The organism is Oceanimonas smirnovii ATCC BAA-899 (genome assembly GCF_000381965.1).
Taxonomy (GTDB): Bacteria; Pseudomonadota; Gammaproteobacteria; order Enterobacterales; family Aeromonadaceae; genus Oceanimonas; species Oceanimonas smirnovii.
The window spans coordinates 73,164-89,484 of the sequence record NZ_KB908459.1 but is presented as its reverse complement, the minus strand read 5'-3'; the positions used below and the strand labels follow the sequence as shown (position 1 = coordinate 89,484).

13 protein-coding genes are annotated in these 16,321 nt (G+C 54.5%); 5 read left to right on the top strand and 8 right to left on the bottom strand.

The genetic code is table 11. From position 1 onward, the window contains the following. The first annotated feature begins 160 nt into the window (after positions 1–160). The 3 genes from pssA (at position 161) to G364_RS0108415 (ending at position 5,976) form a co-directional block, all read left to right on the top strand. Positions 161–1,510, top strand: coding sequence for a CDP-diacylglycerol--serine O-phosphatidyltransferase (gene pssA, locus G364_RS0108425; protein ID WP_019934707.1), 1,350 nt, complete (start codon positions 161–163; stop codon positions 1,508–1,510). Positions 1,511–1,618: 108 nt separating this feature from the next. Next, positions 1,619–3,691, top strand: a complete 2,073-nt coding sequence (gene recG, locus G364_RS0108420) for an ATP-dependent DNA helicase RecG (protein WP_026344794.1) — start codon at positions 1,619–1,621, stop codon at positions 3,689–3,691. A gap of 260 nt (positions 3,692–3,951) precedes the next feature. Further along, the gene (locus G364_RS0108415; protein WP_019934705.1) at positions 3,952–5,976 is read left to right on the top strand and encodes an AsmA family protein; all 2,025 of its coding nucleotides are present in this window, start codon (positions 3,952–3,954) and stop codon (positions 5,974–5,976) included. On the opposite strand, the gene G364_RS0108410 is transcribed toward G364_RS0108415, so the two are convergent. From G364_RS0108410 to typA, 7 genes are all read right to left on the bottom strand, one after another. Next, positions 5,973–6,863 carry a bifunctional GNAT family N-acetyltransferase/hotdog fold thioesterase gene (locus G364_RS0108410; RefSeq protein ID WP_019934704.1) on the bottom strand — a complete coding sequence of 297 codons (891 nt, stop codon included), beginning with the start codon at positions 6,861–6,863 and terminating at the stop codon, positions 5,973–5,975. The genes G364_RS0108415 and G364_RS0108410 overlap by 4 nt on opposite strands. A gap of 71 nt (positions 6,864–6,934) precedes the next feature. After that, on the bottom strand, positions 6,935–7,372 hold the full coding sequence (dtd, locus tag G364_RS0108405; RefSeq protein WP_019934703.1) for a D-aminoacyl-tRNA deacylase: 438 nt from the start codon (positions 7,370–7,372) through the stop codon (positions 6,935–6,937). Further along, a complete protein-coding gene (gene pip, locus G364_RS0108400; protein WP_019934702.1) occupies positions 7,369–8,328 on the bottom strand; it encodes a prolyl aminopeptidase in 960 nt (319 codons plus the stop codon). The genes dtd and pip overlap by 4 nt, the downstream gene beginning before the upstream one ends. Further along, positions 8,328–9,224: a virulence factor BrkB family protein gene (locus G364_RS0108395; RefSeq protein WP_019934701.1), complete on the bottom strand. Its 897-nt coding sequence runs from the start codon at positions 9,222–9,224 to the stop codon at positions 8,328–8,330. Before G364_RS0108395 ends, pip begins: the two co-directional genes overlap by 1 nt. Before the next feature lie 112 nt (positions 9,225–9,336). Further along, complete coding sequence (locus G364_RS0108390; protein ID WP_019934700.1) at positions 9,337–9,918, bottom strand: YceI family protein; 582 nt, start codon at positions 9,916–9,918, stop codon at positions 9,337–9,339. 26 nt (positions 9,919–9,944) lie between these two features. Next, positions 9,945–10,466, bottom strand: coding sequence for a cytochrome b (locus tag G364_RS0108385; protein WP_026344793.1), 522 nt, complete (start codon positions 10,464–10,466; stop codon positions 9,945–9,947). Between the two features lie 190 nt (positions 10,467–10,656). Continuing rightward, positions 10,657–12,492: a translational GTPase TypA gene (typA, locus tag G364_RS0108380; protein ID WP_019934698.1), complete on the bottom strand. Its 1,836-nt coding sequence runs from the start codon at positions 12,490–12,492 to the stop codon at positions 10,657–10,659. A 464-nt stretch (positions 12,493–12,956) separates the two neighbouring features. Between typA and glnA the strand changes: the two genes are divergently transcribed. Beyond that, positions 12,957–14,366 carry a glutamate--ammonia ligase gene (glnA, locus tag G364_RS0108375; protein ID WP_026344792.1) on the top strand — a complete coding sequence of 470 codons (1,410 nt, stop codon included), beginning with the start codon at positions 12,957–12,959 and terminating at the stop codon, positions 14,364–14,366. A gap of 105 nt (positions 14,367–14,471) precedes the next feature. Here the strand turns inward: glnA and G364_RS0108370 are convergent, their stop codons facing one another. Beyond that, the gene (locus tag G364_RS0108370; RefSeq protein ID WP_026344791.1) at positions 14,472–15,218 is read right to left on the bottom strand and encodes an SDR family oxidoreductase; all 747 of its coding nucleotides are present in this window, start codon (positions 15,216–15,218) and stop codon (positions 14,472–14,474) included. Positions 15,219–15,385: 167 nt separating this feature from the next. On the opposite strand from G364_RS0108370, the gene G364_RS17035 reads away from it, so the two are divergent. Further along, on the top strand, positions 15,386–16,306 hold the full coding sequence (locus tag G364_RS17035; RefSeq protein ID WP_156816475.1) for a TauD/TfdA family dioxygenase: 921 nt from the start codon (positions 15,386–15,388) through the stop codon (positions 16,304–16,306). The last annotated feature ends 15 nt before the right edge of the window (positions 16,307–16,321 follow it).

The window sequence follows — 16,321 nt, the reverse complement described above, 5'->3', positions numbered from 1 at the left end:
AAGAAAAACCGCCAAGCGGCTCTGAACAGCTTCCGGCTTCCAGCTGATCGCTTCAAGCTTCTCTGTGAGTTTGCTGCCCTTTGCCTTAATTCGGTAAACTGCACCGAATCTTGTCGTTTGAGTATGGTCTTAAACGGCAATGTTATTAATCAGGTTCATTATGCGACTAGCCAACTACTACCGAAGTCTGCTTCAGCGTTTGCCCTCTCTGTCGGTGAATGCCGATCAGGTGCGGGTGCTGCACTCCGCCGCCGATTTTAAATCCCGGCTGCTGGCGCTGATTGCCACCGCCAAAACCCGCATCTGTCTGGTGGCCCTCTATCTGCAGGACGACGACGCCGGCCGGGAAATTCTCACCGCCCTGCATGACGCCAAACAAGCCAATCCGGCGCTGGATGTACGCCTCTATGTGGACTTTCACCGGGCTCAGCGAGGTCTGATTGGCCATAAGGGTCAGGGCGGCAACCACTGTATGTATCAGGAGTTTGCCGAACGTTATAAGCACCCCATCGCCATTTATGGCGTACCGGTCAAGGGCCGGGAGCTGCTGGGCGTGCTGCACCTGAAAGGCTTTGTGTTTGACGATACCCTGCTCTATTCCGGTGCCAGCATCAACGATATCTACCTGCACCAGAATGGCCGCTATCGTTTTGATCGCTACCACGAAATTACCGATGCCAGCCTTGCCGACACCATGCTCGGCTACGTAGACCGGCTGTTTGCCCACAACCCGGCGGTGCCGGCGCTGAACAGGGCGGACATTCCCACTGCCCGTCAGCTGCGCCAGTCCATACGGCAGTTTCGTCAGCAACTGCGCCGGGGCCAGTATCAGTTTGATGATAAATCCCGCCAGAGCGGCGAGGTGGCGGTCACGCCGCTGGCCGGCCTGGGCAAACGGGGCAACAAACTGAACAAGGCCATTCGGCTGCTGGTAAGAAGCACGCAGCAGCGGCTGTTTATCTGCACACCCTATTTTAATCTGCCCAAATCCCTGGCCCGGGACATTCGTGCCCAGCTGAAAAAAGGCCGGGAAATCACTCTGGTGATCGGTGACAAAACCGCCAACGATTTTTATATTCCGCCGGACCAGCCGTTCCGCACCATAGGCGGCCTGCCCTACCTGTATGAAGCCAACCTGCGCCGCTTTGCCCGGGCCAACCAGACCTTTATTTACAAGGGCCGGCTCAACATTATGCTGTGGCACCATGACCACAACTCCTATCACCTCAAAGGGCTGTTTGTGGACGACGATCTGGCCATGATCACCGGTAACAATCTCAACCCCCGCGCCTGGGGGCTGGATCTGGAAAACGGCCTGCTGCTGCAGGATCCGGAGCACAAGCTGCGGTCAGTTTTTGAGGAAGAAAAGGCCAATATTCTGCAGCACTGCCGCCGCCTGACTCACTTCACCGAAATCGAGCAGCTCAGTGACTATCCCGAGCCGGTGCAGCGCCTGCTGAAGCGGGTGCAGCGCACTCAGGCCAATGTGTTACTGAAACGCCTACTCTGAAGCTGAAAGCCTGAAGCCGGAAGCCGCTCTGGTCAGCTTCCGGCTTCGCGCTTCCAGCTTCCAGCTCTTGTTGCTATTCTCTGTACATATTTACAGTGAAGGGCCGCCATGAGACCGGACAAAATGCCCCTTAACCTGCTCAAGGGCGTAGGCGACAAAATGCAGGAAAAACTGCACCGGCTGGGGCTGGAAACGGTGCAGGATCTGCTGTTTCATCTGCCGCTGCGCTATGAAGACCGCACCCAAATCTGTCCGGTGGCCGAACTCAGGCCCGGCATGCATGTGTCTGTGGTGGGCGAGGTGGTCGACAGCCACATCAGCTATGGCCGCAAACGCATGCTGCTGTGCCGGTTGCGGGACCACAGCGGCACCCTTACCCTGCGCTTTTTCAACTTTGCCGCCGCCCAGAAAAACAGCCTCACCGCCGGCACCCGGCTGCGCGCCTTTGGCGAAATTCGCCCCGGTCATCACGGCCTGGAAATCATTCATCCGGAATACACTCTGCTGCAGGGCGACAACCCGGTCAGCGCAGAAGCCAGTCTCACTCCGGTTTATGGCACCACCGAAGGGCTGCGCCAGATAAGCCTGCGCCAGCTTACCGATCAGGCGCTGGCACTGCTGGCGCAAACTCCGCTGCCCGAGCTGCTGCCTGAGGGCCTCTATCGTCAGCAGATGCCCCTGAACGATGCCGTGCGCCTGCTGCACCGGCCGCCCCCGGACGTGGCGCTGGATCAGCTGGAGCGCGGCCAGCATCCGGCCCAGCAGCGGCTGGTCATGGAAGAGCTGCTGGCCCATAACCTGTCGGTGCTGCAGGTGCGCGAGCAGGGGCAGACACATCTGGCCCGGGCGCTGCCCGCCGCCGAGGCGCTGGTAAACGACTTTCTCACCCGGCTGCCGTTTTCTCCCACCGGTGCTCAACAGCGGGTAGTGGCGGAAATTGGTGCCGATCTGCATAAAAACGTGCCCATGATGCGGCTGGTGCAAGGGGATGTGGGCTCGGGCAAGACCCTGGTGGCGGCGCTGGCGGCGCTGCAGGTGATCGGCAATCAGGGCCAGGTGGCACTAATGGCACCCACAGAACTGCTGGCAGAGCAACACGCCGCCAACTTTGCCGCCTGGCTGGCCCCCATGGGTATTCAGGTTGGCTGGCTGGCGGGCAAGGTAAAAGGCAAGGCCCGCACCGAACAGCTGGAAAAACTCGCCAGCGGCGAGCTGGCCATGATAGTGGGCACCCATGCGCTGTTTCAGGAGCAGGTGCAGTTTAACGCCCTTGAGCTGGTGATTATTGACGAGCAACACCGCTTTGGCGTGCACCAGCGGCTGGCCCTGCGGGAAAAAGGCACTCAGGGTGAGCATTATCCGCATCAGCTGATCATGACCGCCACTCCCATTCCCCGCACTCTGGCCATGACCGCCTATGCCGATCTCGATACCTCCATCATTGACGAGCTGCCCCCGGGCCGGACGCCGGTGACCACGGTTGCCATTCCCGACACGCGCCGGGACGAAGTGATTGAACGGGTGCGCCAGGTATGCCGTGAACAGGGCCGACAGGCCTACTGGGTGTGCACCCTGATCGACGAGTCGGAGGTACTGGAATGTCAGGCGGCGGAAGACACTGCCGCTGCGCTGTCGGAGCGGCTGCCAGAGCTGAAGGTGGGGCTGGTGCACGGCCGCATGAAAGCAGCAGAAAAGCAGGCAGTGATGGCCAACTTCAAGGAAGGCAAACTGGACCTGCTGGTGGCCACTACCGTCATAGAGGTAGGGGTAGACGTACCCAATGCCTCGCTGATGATCATTGAAAACCCTGAGCGTCTGGGTCTGGCCCAGCTGCATCAGCTGCGCGGCCGGGTGGGCCGGGGGGCCACCGCTTCTCATTGCGTGCTGCTTTACCATGCCCCTCTGTCCAAAACCGCCACTCAGCGGCTGGGGGTACTGCGCGACACCAACGACGGCTTTATTATCGCCCAGAAGGATCTGGAAATTCGCGGCCCGGGCGAGTTGCTCGGCACTCGTCAGACCGGTCTGGCAGATCTGAAAATTGCCGATTTGGTGCGGGATCAGGCGCTGTTGCCGGAGGTACAACGGCTGGCCCGCTATCTGGCCGACCGCCACCCCGACTGCGTGCAGCCATTAATCCGCCGCTGGCTCGGCACTCGGGACCACTACGGTAAGGTTTGAGAAAACAATATTGCATGCCGTATGTCATCTGCATCGGCGTGCAGATCCGTCGGGCACGGCGCACTACTTCACGACACGCTTCAAGTACCTCCATGTAGCGCTCGGCAAATGCCATCCATGGCATTTGATCGGTCGTGAAGCAGACACCCCGCACCCTCCTTATGCAGCTCCTGAGTAGCCTGAAGACTAAAAGTAAATCAGTTTCCGGCGAAGTCCTGCCTATGTATGATACAAGCAGCGGGTTTTAAAAGGATAAGTGCATGAAAAAACTGGCCAGAAGAGGTTTGACGGGGCTGCTGGTGCTGTTGCTCGGCGGCTGGTTACTGCTGAACCTGCTGGATGTGAACCAGCTGAAAAAACCGGTGCTTACCTGGCTGAATGAAAATACCGAGCTGGACTTGAGCATTGGCCGGCTGGAATTCAATCCGCTGTCACCCTACAAACTGCTGGCAGAAAACGTGCGGCTCGGAGACTGGTTCAGCGCCCGCCAGGTTTATCTGGAGCTGGAGCAGCTGGCACCGCTGGCCGGACGCACCGAGATCGCCATTCTCGATATTATCGACGGCAGGCTCAACCTTGAGCAGACCCGGCCCCCCGAACTGCCCGCCAATCTGGCCAATGTTTATATTCATGAACTGAATACCCGCAACCTCAGCCTCGCCGGCAACGGCTGGGAAGCCGGCGGTATTCGGCTGAGCGTCAGCAACTGGCAACCCCGGCAAAACGGCCAGTGGCAATGGTGGGCCGATGCCGATGTCAGCGGCAATCTGCGCCAGCTGTCTCATCCCGCCCTGGAGCTGGCCGGATTTGGCTTTACCGGCCAGTTACGCCAGGGCCGGCTGGAGCTGGATGATATGCGCAGCCGGCTGTTTGGCGGCCTGCTCAGTGGCAGTCTGGTGCTGGATCCGGTCAGCCGCGAGCTGCGTCTGAACAGACCCCGGTTCAGTCAGGTAAAGCTGCCGGTCAATCCGGATGTCACCCTGGCCGAAGGCTGGACCCTGCAACTCACCCGGGCCGGACTCGATAACGTCAGTCTGACCACACCTTCGCTTGTTGTTAACGGCATCAGAGGCGAGATCAGAGACCTGGAATGGACAGGTTCCGGGCTGCCACAAGGCCGGGGACAATGGCAGGCCAGTGAAGCCACCCTCGACTGGCTGCGCCTGGACAGCCATACACTGCAGTGGCTGGGAGACAAAGAGCGTCAGAGCATCACACTGGCAGGCAACGCCTGGGAAGGCAATATTGAGGCTGAACTAGGCTGGTATGCGGATCAGGGCAGGCTCGACGTAGACGAGCTGCGACTGAGCAACACCAAGCTGGTATGGCAGCCTGATATACACTGGCCGGTGCCGGATGTGCGTATTCATAAGCTCAACCTCACCAGTACAGAGCTGCTGTCGCTGGACAACGAGCTGCCGCTGTCTGTTTATAACGGCGATGTGTTTATCACGGATCTGGCCTGGTCGGCAGGATTATGGCGGCCACTCAGCACTCAGGCCCGAATTGAAGGCAGTGTGACCGAGCTGGTCTGGAACAGCCTGATCGGCCGCAATACTGAGTTCAGCGCTCGTCTTACCGACGAGCAATGGCTGCTGGATAACCTCAATGGCAACTGGCTCGACGGTCAGCTGACAATGAACGGCAGCATGGGGCTTTACCCGCCTCACAGCACAGAGCTTGAGCTTGCAGGCAAAGACTGGCAGCTGCGCCATCTCAGCAACTGGCTGCGGGCCGACAGAGGCTTTGCCGGTGATCTTACCGTTAATGTCAGCCTCACCGGTGAGCCCGGTAACGCCGACAGCTGGCAGGGAAAGCTGGCGCTGGACGGCCGGGATATTTTTGTGGAGCAGGCGGGACTGGATCACTGGCTGCGCAACCGGCTGGCAGAAGACTACCCTCGGCCCAAACAGGTGGATGCGGCCCTGGCCGGACTGGATTTAATGCAACATGACGGCTTTATCTACCGGCTCGACTTACAGGGGCCGGTTCAGGCTGGCCGCTGGCAGCTGAACGGCAGCGCTCTGCAGAGCGTGCGCCATTTGCTGGCCCTGCGAGGCAGCATCAGCGCCGGCGGCCAGCTTGATCTCAACCTGGGGGTGATTAACGATGCCGGTTGCCGGGAGCTGGCCATTCGGTTAACCGAAGACTGGCACGCACCGCAACTGCGCCTGCATCAGCCGGTGTTGTCCGCGCCCTGCCAGCCCTGGTATACCGGCGCTGTGCCTTATCCGGCTGCCGGCCTGCCCGGCAAACTGACAGACGCGGTGCGGGCGCTGCCTTAATGCGGAAGGATCACATACCGGCCGGTAAAGAGAGCGGCGCGGGTGTCGCCGCTATACAAGGTAACACTAAGCTCCACTTTAACCCGCTCTCCCCGGCCCAGCGGCTGCAGCTGTTCCCGCAGCCGGGTCTGCACCTCGGCGGTGGGTTCATCCCACACCGGCGTCAGATATTTAATGTCACCACTGCTCTGCACTATGTCGCCGCTGAGGCCATATTCCTGCATTTGCAGCCAGATAAGCCCCCAGCCGGTAAGTACGCACTGGCTGTAAATGCTGCCGGCAAACATGGACTCATGCATATTTAAATTGGCGGTGAGATTGGCCAGGGTTTTCAGCTTGCTGCCGGTATACTGAATAATCTTGACGCCCATTTTTTCGCTGATGGGAATGCGTCTGTGCCACTGGCGCTGCAACTCGTCGCACAGCTCGGGTCTGTGAATAATCTGATGAATGGGGGTCAATGCCTTGATCATCTGCCGGTGAGGAATTTTGCCAAAACTGATGGGGCCTTCCCCCACCACGGTAAAGCCGCAGTGCGTGTAAAAGGCCACTGCTTCTTCCCGCGCGTTCATCACCAGCCGGCGCACGCCCTGCTGGCGCGCCACCTGCTCCAGTGCCAGCACCATGCGTGAGCCCAGGCCATGATCCCGGCACTCGGGAATCACCGCCATAAAGCGGATCTGGGCCTCATCACCGCTCACATAGAGCCGGCCCACAGCCACCAGTCTGCCGGTGTCATCCACCATCATGCGGTGATGGGCATATTCGTCGAATTCGTCTCGTTCAGAGCCCTTGGGCTGTTGCCAGGGCTTGCGCAGCAGCTGCCAGCGCAGCTGATAGTAGGCTTCCAGTTCCGCTTCCGTTTGCGGGGTGACCACACGATACATGGTCTGCTCCTGTTATGGTTATTTACAAATAAAGGAATGCCGGGTGAGCATATGTCCTGAAGCGTGCAGGCTTACACCTGCAGCCAGAAGGTAACGGGGCCGTCGTTGGTCAGACTTACCTGCATATCGGCGGCAAAGCGGCCCGACTCCACCGCTACGCCCTGATCCCGGGCGGCCATCAGAAAATAATCGTACCAGTGCTCTGCGTCCGCCGGTGCCGCACCGCGGGAAAAGCTGGGGCGCAGGCCACTGTTGGTGTCGGCAGCCAGAGTAAACTGAGAAACCACCAGCAGGCTGCCACCGGCCTGGCGCACGTTCAGGTTCATTTTACCATTTTCGTCAGGGAACACGCGATAACCCAGCACCTTGGCCAGCAGCTTGTCGGCTTTAACCTTATCGTCGTCCCGCTCCACCCCCAGCAGCACCAGCAAACCGGGACCAATGGCCCCCACCCGCTCACCACTGATGGTTACACTCGCGTCTGTCACTCTCTGTATAAGCGCTATCATACTGCTGCCAGCTCCCTTGCCATGTTATCGGTGGCCTTGATAAGCGCGTCCATAATACCCGGTTCGAAGGCCGAATGCCCGGCACCGGGAACAATTTGCAGCCGAAGCTCGGGCCAGCAGGCGGCAAGCGTGGTGGCAGCGGCGGGTTTGCAGATGGCGTCATAACGGCCGTGCACCAGAATGGCCGGCAGCCCGCGCAGCTTGTTTACCTGCCGAATAATATGGTTTTCTTCGAAGAAACAGTGATTTACAAAGTAATGGCATTCCAGCCGGGCCAGCGCCAGGGCGCTGTGGGCCTCCCCGTAATGGCTTTCGGCATCGTGACGGGGCAGAAGGGTGGAAATGCGCCCCTCCCAGATGGCCCAGGCCCGGGCGGCATTGAGCCGGGCCAGTTCGTTAGGGCTGGTCAGCAACCGATAATATCGGTTGAGCAAATCACTGGCATCGCCCTCAAGGGGAGCGAGAAAGTCCTGATAATAATCAGGAAACAACTCAGCAGCGCCGCCTTCGGGCTGATACAGCCAGTCAAGATCCTGCTGCCGGCCCAGAAACAAGCCTCTCAGCACCAGCCCCAGTACTCTGCCCGAATATTCAATGGCATAGCACAGCGCCAGCGTCGAGCCCCAGGAGCCGCCAAACACCAGCCAGCGCTCAATGCCAAGATGAACACGAATTTGCTCCATATCGGCCAGCAACGCCTGCGTGCTGTTATCGGCAAGCTCCGCATGAGGCACAGACTGACCGGAGCCTCGCTGATCAAACAAAATAATGCGATAGCGCTCGGGATCAAAAAAGCGTCTGTGCTCCGGGCTGATACCGGCCCCGGGTCCGCCATGCACCAATACCACGGGAATACCCAGCGGATTACCACTTTCTTCCACATAAATCTGGTGTAAATCGGATACAGGCAGCCAAAACTGCCGGTTAGCATTAATTGCCGGATACAGGGTGCGCATCAGTCGGAGTCCTCTTCGTTATTGTCATCCTCAAAGCTTAGTCCGTGGCTGTGCTCATAATCTCCCAGGCTGGCGGTCAGTTCGGCACCGAACAGGGCTATCATCCAGCTGAAATAGACCCAAACAAACAGAATGGGAATGGTCGCCAAAGCGCCATAAATAGCCTGATAAGACGGAAACTGAGTGATATAAAAGGCAAATCCCCGTTTGGCAATTTCAAACAACACAGCGGCCACCAGACCGCCCACAATAGCATGACTGAAACGTACCCGCTTGTTGGGCACTACCATATAGAACACCACAAACATCAGGGTAGAGAGTAAAAACGGCAGCATGCTCAGTAATATGGCCCCGGCACCAAAGAAGTGATCCCCCTGAAACAAGCGCATGGAAGTAATATAGGACGTCACTGCCAGGCTGGCCCCCGCCAGAATGGGCCCCAGCGTCAGAATCATCCAGTAGGTGGAAAAAGCCACTGACCAGCGTCGCTTCTGGGAAACCCGCCAGATATGATTGAAATTTTCATCAATGGCAGAAATCAGCAGCATGGCAGTGACCGTCAGTGCTGCCACACCAATTGCGGTGGTTTTGGATGCATTATCAATAAAGCCCTGAATGTTCTTTTGCACCACGTCTCCGGCTGCCGGCACAAAATTGCTGAACACAAAGTTCTGAATGGTCTCACGCAACTCGGCAAACATGGGAAAAGCCGACATCATGGCAAACACCACCGCCAGCATGGGCACCAGCGACAGCAGGCTGATATAAGTAAGATAACCGGCGGTAATTTTCAGCCGGTCCTGTTGCATGCGCTTAAATACAAAGCGGGCAAAGTCCACCCCATGCTCCCTGATAAAGCGCAAGCGATGCCCGAGGCGGGCGGCAACCTGTGTCATGGCATATCCTGTTTACGATAAGTAAACGTTTATTGTGGCAAATTTAAGTCCCAAATGAAAAACCGCCCGGCTTTTTAGGCCGGGCGGTGATCACAACATAAGCAGGTGTTATTTACTGACGTACACCTTCCAGGTGCATTTCCAGATAAACGGTGGCGGCGGCGGGACCTAAATCATAGTCGATGCCAAAGTCGGCAAGCTTTATTTCCATCTCACCTTCAAAACCACGACGGTAGCCACCCCAGGGATCTTCACCGGCACCCACCTGTTCAATTTCAAACGTTACCGGCCGGGTCACGCCGTGCAGGGTAAGATCGCCTTTCACTACATATTCACCCTCGTCATCATCATCTTTGGTGACACTGGTACTTTTAAAGGTAGCTTCCGGGAATTTGCTCACATCCAGAAAATCATCACTGCGAATATGGCGGTCACGCTCACCGTGGTTGGTATCGAGACTGGCAGTTTTTACCGTCACTGCCACGCTGTTGTTGGCTGCATTGTTTTCGTCAAAGGTAAAGTTACCGCTGAAGTCATTAAACCGGCCCACAATCCAGCTGTAGCCCAGGTGGTTTATCTTGAAATTAACCGAGGCATGCATACCCTGAGTATCCACTATGTAATTTTCTGCTGCGGCAAACGCCGGGGAAGCAGAAACAGCCAGCAAAGCGGAAGCAATCAGTGTTTTTTTCATATTATCTCTCCTGTGTGAAAACACGCTTACAGCATACGTTTCAAGGTCTGGTCCCGATCAAACCAGTGATGTTTAAGGGCTGCCAGCGCATGCAATGCCACCAGGCCTATCAACGACCAGGCACAGATTTCATGAATAAGCCCGGCCACATCCTCCTGATTTTCAAACGCGGTAAACAAAACCGGAATATCAAACCAGCCAAAGAAAGACGCAGGTCTGTTGTCGGAGGTAGCCACCAGATAACCACTGGCAAAAAGCCCGAACAATAATAAGTACAGTGCCCAGTGCATCAGATGTGCCAGGCGCCGCTCCCAGAGCTTGTGGCTGGCCAGTGGCGCGGGCTGCAGGGTAAGCCAGCGGCTCAGCAGACGCAGTATTATCAGGCCGGCCAGCAAAAAGCCCACGCTTTTATGCCAGTACGGTAATACCTGATAGAGCGGATCGTAATAACCCAGGCTGCGCATCCATAACCCCACACCAAACAAACCGAATACCAGCAGGGCAGTGAGCCAGTGAAAAAGACGCATTGTAATTGAATATTTCTGCATGAATGGCTTCTCCTGCGCTGCCATAAGCAGCCATGCAATCAACTGTGTATGATTATTACTCTCAAGTCTAATCCCTTTGACTAAAAATCAAAGCGACCTTTACTGGCTTTGAGGTTCAAATTATTTGAATAAATTTCCCATAAAAAAAGAGGACGCCGAAGCGTCCTCTTGTATGTTCACTGAAGTCTTATCAGCCGCGGCCGGCGCGCTTACGCTCGTTTTCGGTCAGCAGACGCTTACGAATACGAATATGGTTGGGAGTAACCTCTACCAGCTCGTCGTCGTCGATAAATTCCAGTGCCTGCTCCAGGGTCATTTTGATCGGCGGCACCAGGGTCAGCGCCTCATCGGTGCCGGCGGCACGAATGTTGGTCAGCTGCTTGCCCTTGAGGCAGTTTACGGTCAGGTCGTTGGAGCGGTTATGAATGCCGATGATCATGCCTTCATACACTTCGGTGGCATGCTCGATAAACAGACGGCCACGCTCCTGCAGGTTGAACAGCGCATAAGCCAGCGCCTTGCCCTTGCCATTGGAGATCAGCACACCGTTGTTGCGCTGACCAATGTTACCACCCTTGTGCGGACCATAATGGTCAAAGGTGTGATACATCAGGCCGGAGCCGGAGGTCAGGGTCATAAACTCGGTCTGAAAGCCGATCAGGCCCCGGGCCGGAATCATAAAGTCGATGCGCACGCGACCCTTGCCATCCGGCACCATGTCGGTCATTTCAGCCTTGCGCTCACCCAGTTTCTCCATAATGGAGCCCTGGCTGTCTTCTTCAATGTCTACGGTCAGAGTTTCAAAGGGCTCAAGCAACTCGCCGTTTTCTTCTTTCAAAATTACTTCAGGGCGGGATACCGCCAGCTCAAAGCCTTCACGACGCATGTTCTCGATCAGAATGCCCAGATGCAGCTCACCCCGGCCGGACACGCGGAACTTGTCGGGGTCGCCGGTTTCTTCTACCCGCAGGGCCACGTTGTGCACCAGCTCCTGGGTCAGACGCTCCAGAATATTACGTGACGTCACGAACTTGCCATCCTGACCGGCAAAAGGTGAAGTATTCACCTGGAAGGTCATGGTCACGGTAGGCTCATCCACCGACAGCGGCGGCAGCGCTTCCACGGCACCGGCAGCACAGACGGTATCGGAGATTTTCAGCTCACCCAGACCGGTAATGGCCACTATGTCGCCGGCAGAAGCTTCGGTCACATCGTGACGCTGCAGGCCCAGATAACCCATTACCTGGCCCACTTTACCGTTGCGGGTTTTGCCATCGGCACCGATCACGGTCACCTGCTGGTTGACCTTGACGGTACCGCGCTTGATGCGGCCCACGCCGATAACACCCACGTAGGAAGAGTAGTCGAGCTGGGAGATCTGCATCTGCAGGGAGCCTTCCGGATCCGCGTCGGGTACCGGCACCTGATCCACTATGGTCTGGAACAGGGTGGTCATGTCTTCGGTGCGCTCATCGGCGTCGAGCGAAGCCCAGCCATTCAGGCCGGAGGCGTACACCACCTGAAAGTCGAGCTGATCATCAGTAGCACCCAGGTTGTCGAACAGATCAAATACCTGATCCATTACCCAGTCAGGACGGGCACCGGGCTTGTCTACCTTGTTAATGATAACGATGGGCTTGAGACCCTGAGCAAACGCCTTTTGAGTTACAAAGCGGGTTTGCGGCATGGGGCCTTCCTGCGCGTCTACCAGCAGCAGCACAGAGTCTACCATGGACATTACCCGCTCTACTTCGCCGCCAAAATCGGCGTGTCCGGGAGTATCCACGATATTGATGCGATATTCCTGACCATCCGGAGAAGTCCAGCGAATGGCGGTGTTTTTGGCCAGAATGGTAATACCGCGCTCGCGCTCGATATCGTTGGAGTCCATCACGCGCTCTTCGGCTTCGCCACGGCTTTCCAGGGTGCCGGACTGCTGCAGCAGCTTGTCGACCAGGGTGGTTTTACCGTGGTCAACGTGCGCGATAATGGCAATGTTTCTCAGATTATTGATTTCAGCTGACATTAAGTTCTTTCGCTCGCATATTTTGAGGCGGGCACAGGCGGTGCAGCCGCTCTCTGAAGGTGTCCGGCGCCAATAACTGCAGCGGACCCAAATAAAAAAGGGCTGCAAATTGTACACGCTTTAGCCGCTTCAATATACGCTTTTCTCATTTTTCATACATGGGGTGCGCTGACGTGCCGACAAAGCAGACCCGAAACGATCCTTGTTTTCTCCATGAATGGTATTATGCAGCAAGATGAAAGACGTCTGGCTGCACCAGAATGGCGCAGCCGGATAAGATCGCACTAAAAAGACTCACTAACGCACCAAATTGGTGCAATGCGAAAGATGAAGAATACAGAACCGTAATATTTAATGCTTAAATTACAAAAGCTTAGCAAGATGGCACGGTTCTGGCTTAAGAAATCACAACTGATGAATTTGTTCATCAGACCCTGGATGTTAATTTTTGGAGGTCGAAACCCATGTCAATTGAATCCGTAATGGACATGATCAAGGAACACGATGTCAAATTCATCGATATGCGCTTTACCGATATCAAAGGCAAAGAGCAGCACATCAGCCTGCCGGTAAGCCAGGTAAACGATGACTTCTTTGAAGAAGGCAAGATGTTTGACGGCTCATCCATGACCGCATGGAAGACCATTCACGAGTCAGACATGGTGCTGATGCCGGATCCGTCTACTGCCGTGATGGACCCCTTCACCGAAGATGCCACCCTCAATATTCGCTGTGACGTGCTCGAGCCTGCCACCATGCAGGGCTACGACCGTGATCCCCGCTCCATTGCCCGCCGCGCCGAGGAATATCTGGTGTCTACCGGCATTGCCGATACCGTGCTGATTGGCCCGGAGCCGGAATTCTTCATGTTCGACGACGTGCGTTTTCATACCGACATGGCCGGCAGCTTTTTCAAGGTGGACGACTCCGAAGCCAAGTGGAACTCAGGCCGTGATTATGCCGAAGGCAACAAGGGCCACCGCCCCGGCGTAAAAGGCGGTTATTTCCCGGTAGCTCCCATCGACTCTTCCCACGACATTCGCTCCGCCATGTGTCTGGTAATGGAAGAAATGGGTCTGGTGGTGGAAGCGCACCACCACGAGGTGGCTACCGCCGGCCAGAACGAAATTGCCTGCAAATTTAACACCCTGACCAAAAAAGCCGACGAAATTCAGATCTACAAATACGTAGTGCATAACGTGGCTCACGCCTTTAACAAGACCGCCACCTTTATGCCCAAGCCACTGGTAGGTGATAACGGCTCCGGCATGCATGTGCACCAGTCTCTGGGCAAAAACGGTGAAAACCTGTTTGCCGGTGATCTGTACGGCGGCCTGTCGGAAATGGCGCTGTACTACATTGGCGGCATCATCAAGCACGCCCGCGCCCTGAACGCCATCACCAACCCGGCCACCAACTCCTATCGTCGTCTGGTGCCCGGCTTTGAAGCCCCGGTGATGCTTGCCTACTCCGCCCGTAACCGCTCTGCGTCCATTCGGATTCCGCTGGTAGGCTCACCCAAGGCCCGTCGCATCGAGACCCGCTTCCCGGATCCGGCCGCCAACCCCTACCTGTGCTTTGCCGCCCTGCTGATGGCCGGCCTGGACGGTATTCAGAACAAGATCCACCCGGGCGATGCCATGGACAAGGATCTGTACGACCTGCCCGCCGAAGAAGCTGCCGAGATCCCGACCGTGGCCACCTCGCTGGACAACGCCCTGGACAACCTGGATCAGGATCGCGAATTCCTGACCCGCGGCGGCGTCTTCTCCGATGAGTTTCTGGATGCTTATATCAAGCACAAGCGCAAGGAAGCAGAAACCATCAATATGGCGGTTCACCCGCTGGAGTTTGACCTCTACTACTCCGTTTAACGGACAGCTTGAAGTCATAAGCTGAAAGCTGGAAGCGAAAGGCCCGGGGAAACCCGGGCCTTTTTTGTTTTGGAAAAGCTTAATATAAAATGCAATTTGATAGAATTATCTGCGAGACAATGTTAATGCGCCAAAGCTCTGATCAACTGGCATTAATTCAACATTATTTATATTAATCCTAGTTGGTTGATTAACACACCATAAAACTGTCTCTGCAATATCTTCTGGCTTAATATAGTCGACACCTTTATAAACTGTCTCTGCTTTATTCAAATCTCCTTTAAAACGAACACCTGAAAACTCAGTCCCTCCGCAAAGACCGGGTTCAATATTGGTCACTCTAACTCTAGTGCCGGTTAGGTCAGCTCTTAAGTTAAGGCTAAACTGTTTCACAAACGCCTTAGTTGCACCATAGACGTTACCTCCTGGGTAAGGGTATGTTCCTGCCACAGAGCCAATGTTGACAATATGTCCCTTATCTTTCTTCACCATTTCTTCAACTATTATTCGTGTTATAAATGCTAACCCTGTAATATTAGTTGAAATCATTCTATCCCAATCATAAAAATCAGCCTTATGTACAGGCTCTAACCCAAGAGCCAAACCTGCATTATTTACAAGAACATCTATATCACTCCAAGAAGATGGCAGCTCTAATATAGCTCTTTGAGTTCCATCATGATCAGTGACATCAAATAGTAACGGATAGAACAGGCTCCCTAACTCATCAGATATTGTCTTCAACCTATTTTCACGCCGCCCAGTTCCAATGACCTTATGCCCATCAGCAATAAATCGCCGAGCCATCTCCTCACCAAACCCTGAAGTGGCACCAGTAATCATCACAATCATTTAACAACCCCCCCTAAAAAACAAAACAAAACAAAACAAAACAAAATATCAACAAAATGAAGTAAAAATGATTCAAATGGATATTTACCTTGACTGAACAATTAAAGCATCAGTAACATCTTGCCTGCAACAACTACAACAACATAAATAAAAAAGAGAATTAGCACGTGGATATAGAAAACAATGACATGCTTTACGACTTAGCATGTAAATTAGTAAATTCATCTGAATTGAGAGAAAAAAAAAACGATAAGAGAAAGCTCGAAAAAGAATGCTTTGTTTCGACTTTCCTTAATGTTGATGAAAATCTTCTACCCACTCCCACTGATACGGGTTTTGTCTTAAACCAAGAAATTACTAACTCAGCCATATCTCTAGTTTCTTACTGTGTATCCTTATCATTATATCCTGTTGTTTACCAAGGAGAAAATGATGGCCGGCTTATTCGGCATGTAGTACCTAAGAGAACAGCTACAGAGCAGACAAGTTCACATGGTTCGACGAAAACTTTTTACCCTCACGTAGACAACCCCGACCTTCGGTTGCGAGGAGAAAGTCACACTGTATCAATAACACCTTGTCCTGATACTCTAACGTTGTTTTGTCTAAGAAATAATGAAGAGGTCACTACAAGCCTGTTAAGACTGGATGATGTGTTATCCGATCTTTCAGATTCTGATATCGCTTGTCTATATGAGCCTAATTTTATAGTAAAAAGACCTGATTCCTTCGAAGAGCAAAGCATACGGAGTCCAGAGCTTCCTCTTTTATCAAAGGACAAAAATGGGAACATATGTTCCAGGTTTGACTATCATAATGTTTACTCAAGAGACAGAAAAAATATCAAAGCTTTAGAAAAGTTAAGAGAGTCTACACGCGACAAGTCTAAATGGCTATCAGTGACACTCAAGCCTGGCCAAGCTCTCACATTTGATAACCAAAGAATGTTACACACAAGAAATGGCTTTAAGCCTTACCATCACGGGAAAGAAAGATGGCTACTCAGAGTTTTCGGTCTTTCCTCACCTCCTGCCAACGACGCATTACTTGAAGGCAATTGTAAACACCACTTAAAGACTCTGTACTGAAAGGAAGTATAAATT

Bases quoted from the DNA above. Each gene is read 5' to 3' on its own strand.
- pssA (WP_019934707.1), top strand. From the start codon at position 161: ATGCGACTAGCCAACTACTACCGAAGTCTGCTTCAGCGTTTGCCCTCT.
- recG (WP_026344794.1), top strand. From the start codon at position 1,619: ATGAGACCGGACAAAATGCCCCTTAACCTGCTCAAGGGCGTAGGCGAC.
- G364_RS0108415 (WP_019934705.1), top strand. From the start codon at position 3,952: ATGAAAAAACTGGCCAGAAGAGGTTTGACGGGGCTGCTGGTGCTGTTG.
- G364_RS0108410 (WP_019934704.1), bottom strand. From the start codon at position 6,863: ATGTATCGTGTGGTCACCCCGCAAACGGAAGCGGAACTGGAAGCCTAC.
- dtd (WP_019934703.1), bottom strand. From the start codon at position 7,372: ATGATAGCGCTTATACAGAGAGTGACAGACGCGAGTGTAACCATCAGT.
- pip (WP_019934702.1), bottom strand. From the start codon at position 8,328: ATGCGCACCCTGTATCCGGCAATTAATGCTAACCGGCAGTTTTGGCTG.
- G364_RS0108395 (WP_019934701.1), bottom strand. From the start codon at position 9,224: ATGACACAGGTTGCCGCCCGCCTCGGGCATCGCTTGCGCTTTATCAGG.
- G364_RS0108390 (WP_019934700.1), bottom strand. From the start codon at position 9,918: ATGAAAAAAACACTGATTGCTTCCGCTTTGCTGGCTGTTTCTGCTTCC.
- G364_RS0108385 (WP_026344793.1), bottom strand. From the start codon at position 10,466: ATGCAGAAATATTCAATTACAATGCGTCTTTTTCACTGGCTCACTGCC.
- typA (WP_019934698.1), bottom strand. From the start codon at position 12,492: ATGTCAGCTGAAATCAATAATCTGAGAAACATTGCCATTATCGCGCAC.
- glnA (WP_026344792.1), top strand. From the start codon at position 12,957: ATGTCAATTGAATCCGTAATGGACATGATCAAGGAACACGATGTCAAA.
- G364_RS0108370 (WP_026344791.1), bottom strand. From the start codon at position 15,218: ATGATTGTGATGATTACTGGTGCCACTTCAGGGTTTGGTGAGGAGATG.